Annotated in this window: 4 protein-coding genes; 3 read left to right on the plus strand and 1 reads right to left on the minus strand. The window is 47.4% G+C overall.

Annotation, left to right across the window (positions count from 1 at the left end; all coding sequences use genetic code 11):
* Positions 1-144: 144 nt before the first annotated feature.
* The 3 genes from sul2 (at position 145) to FTV04_RS16465 (ending at position 1,821) form a co-directional block, all read left to right on the plus strand.
* The gene (sul2, locus tag FTV04_RS16455; RefSeq protein WP_001043260.1) at positions 145-960 is read left to right on the plus strand and encodes a sulfonamide-resistant dihydropteroate synthase Sul2; all 816 of its coding nucleotides are present in this window, start codon (positions 145-147) and stop codon (positions 958-960) included.
* Positions 961-1,046: 86 nt separating this feature from the next.
* A complete protein-coding gene (locus FTV04_RS16460) occupies positions 1,047-1,295 on the plus strand; it encodes a phosphoglucosamine mutase (protein ID WP_071830581.1) in 249 nt (82 codons plus the stop codon).
* Positions 1,296-1,356: 61 nt separating this feature from the next.
* The gene (locus tag FTV04_RS16465; protein WP_071830580.1) at positions 1,357-1,821 is read left to right on the plus strand and encodes an ATP-binding protein; all 465 of its coding nucleotides are present in this window, start codon (positions 1,357-1,359) and stop codon (positions 1,819-1,821) included.
* A 73-nt stretch (positions 1,822-1,894) separates the two neighbouring features.
* Here the strand turns inward: FTV04_RS16465 and mph are convergent, their stop codons facing one another.
* A complete protein-coding gene (mph, locus tag FTV04_RS16470; protein WP_071830579.1) occupies positions 1,895-2,782 on the minus strand; it encodes an Mph(E)/Mph(G) family macrolide 2'-phosphotransferase in 888 nt (295 codons plus the stop codon).
* Positions 2,783-3,347: the final 565 nt, after the last annotated feature.

Raw genomic sequence — 3,347 nt, forward strand, 5'->3', positions numbered from 1 at the left:
TGTTCCATTTTAGAGATTTGTTTAAGATAAGATATAACTCATTGAGATGTGTCATAGTATTCGTCGTTAGAAAACAATTATTGTGACATTATTTCAATGAGTTATCTATTTTTGTCGTGTACAGAGATTATTATAGAAGCCCCCATGAATAAATCGCTCATCATTTTCGGCATCGTCAACATAACCTCGGACAGTTTCTCCGATGGAGGCCGGTATCTGGCGCCAGACGCAGCCATTGCGCAGGCGCGTAAGCTGATGGCCGAGGGGGCAGATGTGATCGACCTCGGTCCGGCATCCAGCAATCCCGACGCCGCGCCTGTTTCGTCCGACACAGAAATCGCGCGTATCGCGCCGGTGCTGGACGCGCTCAAGGCAGATGGCATTCCCGTCTCGCTCGACAGTTATCAACCCGCGACGCAAGCCTATGCCTTGTCGCGTGGTGTGGCCTATCTCAATGATATTCGCGGTTTTCCAGACGCTGCGTTCTATCCGCAATTGGCGAAATCATCTGCCAAACTCGTCGTTATGCATTCGGTGCAAGACGGGCAGGCAGATCGGCGCGAGGCACCCGCTGGCGACATCATGGATCACATTGCGGCGTTCTTTGACGCGCGCATCGCGGCGCTGACGGGTGCCGGTATCAAACGCAACCGCCTTGTCCTTGATCCCGGCATGGGGTTTTTTCTGGGGGCTGCTCCCGAAACCTCGCTCTCGGTGCTGGCGCGGTTCGATGAATTGCGGCTGCGCTTCGATTTGCCGGTGCTTCTGTCTGTTTCGCGCAAATCCTTTCTGCGCGCGCTCACAGGCCGTGGTCCGGGGGATGTCGGGGCCGCGACACTCGCTGCAGAGCTTGCCGCCGCCGCAGGTGGAGCTGACTTCATCCGCACACACGAGCCGCGCCCCTTGCGCGACGGGCTGGCGGTATTGGCGGCGCTGAAAGAAACCGCAAGAATTCGTTAACTGCACATTCGGGATATTTCTCTATATTCGCGGTTCAGCAGGCATGTCCCCTTTGAGGGCGACCCGACGACAGGATAATCGACCTTATGGTGCGCAAATATTTCGGCACAGACGGTATTCGTGGCAAAGCCAACGAAGGCGCGATGACGGCGGAAACCGCCTTGCGCGTCGGCATGGCGGCTGGCCGTGTCTTTCGTCGCGGTGACCACCGCCATCGTGTCGTGATCGGCAAGGATACGCGCCTGTCGGGCTATATGCTTGAACCCGCGCTCACAGCCGGTTTCACCTCGATGGGCATGGACGTATTCCTTTTTGGCCCGCTGCCGACAACGTAATAGGAAGAATAAACGCCCTTTTCACCCAAGTCCAAATTAATTTGCCGATTCCATAATCAGGGTGTATTACAATTCCATAGAGTTTTTCAATCCAGGTGGTTTAGCTGATAACTTAACGATTGATCAGCTTCTTCGTGAAGATTACTCGCCATGGGCGCGCAATAAAAGGATATCTGCCACGTTCAAAGAAGCGCATTTTATTGAAAAATATGGGTCAGGCATCAAACGAATCCAAGAAGGCTTCGCATCCTATGGTCTGCGTCCCCCTGTCTTTGAAAATTTCCAGCACGGTTTTCGAGTTATTGTCTCATCAAAGCTACTTTTCGAATCTAATGAGGGAGTAAGTGAGGGAGTAAATCTACTATTTAATCAGATAAGAACTAATCCAGGAAAGCGTGCACCATTTTTAGTAAACGAGCTATTAGTTCCTGTCAAGATAGTAGAGCGGTGGCTCAAAATCTTAAGAGATGATCATAAAATCGAGTTTCGAGGAGCTCCTAAAAGTGGAGGATACTGGCTAAAATAGAAATCAATGATACTCTTAAGTGGCACCAATCGAACTCCTATTTTAGCATTTAAAAAAGTATCCTCACATCATTTTATTGAACAATACCTAAGGCTGCTCTGGCGGCATTGATATGATTATCGTCGTTGCACTCTACCGCAAAAGCGCCATATGCTAATGGAGCTGCAGCAGCCCTCTCTATAGATTGTTCGTAGAGCCTATCCCATATCGTTCCGCCTTGTTTAGCATACTCCGTTATCAAACTCTTCAGGCTATCCTCTCCAAAAACCGATACGTGACCAGAAAAGTCCAGTGCAGGATCACCCATATGCGCAGTAGACCAATCTATGATACCAGAGGTCTTACCTTCCTTCGAGGTTAAGACATGCCCTGCATAGAGATCGCCATGGATGAAACAAGTGAATTCAGGCCACAAAGGGTCATTGTCCAACCATCTACGGTATCTGTTTTCCAACGGCTCGCTGATACCTATCTCAGATTTCACCAAGTGGATACGGTCAGCTATTTCGGTCCTCAATTCACTTGGAGTCATTATTTTCAAGTTGCTCTTTCTCACATCGTCAGCTGTAATACGATGTAATTCGGCCAATGATTTTGCCAGAGACTCCACATAAGCTATGCTATCGCGATCTATGTTCCAAGAAACCTCATGTGTTATCGCATCGAATGTCAGAGCAGGCGCATCCTCCAGTAAAGGGTAGGCTATTAGGCGCTCCGATACAATTTTCCAATCAGGGACATTGATCGACAGGTTTCTTTTGGCTAAATCCAATATTCTACTTTCATTTTCGATTTGTTCAAGCATATCGCTTCTTCGAGGTATACGGAGTACCCAGTTCTCACCGTTTACTTCCTTTACAAAGGCAACTCTAAAGTCGATGCCCATCTCATTGACGCTCATCTCTTCCGAAATTCTCAGCCCATGCTCTAGGGCTAATGTTTGCATATCTTCGATTGTCATTTCTATACTGTTTTCTTTTATTAAATTGGTACCAGTTCCCCCGACAGGACATTCTGAATGTCATATACAGGTGTAACACTTTACCCATATTCTTTTCGTATGGATAACACTTCCCATCAGGGAACAAAAATCTGATACATGAATTAATTGTGAGACAGTAGACCTACTGTCGCATTGAAGCCATCTCGGCGACTATTTGATTAGGAAAACCAAGGCTTTGCCATCATAGCCTTATCATAGAAGTATAACATAGTTGTAAAGATAGAAAATTATTTTTTATTCATCCATGATGTTATTATTTTATAATAACATCATCTAAACATGTCCTGTCGCTCTTTTGTGCTGTGATATTTCATACCTATTAACTGCTTTCGTTTGAATTATACGACGTTCTACTCACAATAGGGCAAGGGTTACTCATTCCGTAGGATGCGGTTCACGTATAGGAAGAATAAACGCCCTTTTCACCCAAGTCCAACAGCTTTGGACCGCAGTTGACTCTTTCGACACCCCTGCGATGCAACCCAATCCGGCTGACGGGGAGCCAGCAACGCTGAAAATTTAC

It is taken from the genome of Acinetobacter sp. YH12219, from assembly GCF_013417875.1.
Lineage (GTDB): Bacteria > Pseudomonadota > Gammaproteobacteria > Pseudomonadales > Moraxellaceae > Acinetobacter > Acinetobacter amyesii.

Coding starts and splice junctions, on each gene's coding strand:
- sul2 (WP_001043260.1), top strand. CDS start 145: ATGAATAAATCGCTCATCATTTTCGGCATCGTCAACATAACCTCGGAC.
- FTV04_RS16460 (WP_071830581.1), top strand. CDS start 1,047: ATGGTGCGCAAATATTTCGGCACAGACGGTATTCGTGGCAAAGCCAAC.
- mph (WP_071830579.1), bottom strand. CDS start 2,782: ATGACAATCGAAGATATGCAAACATTAGCCCTAGAGCATGGGCTGAGA.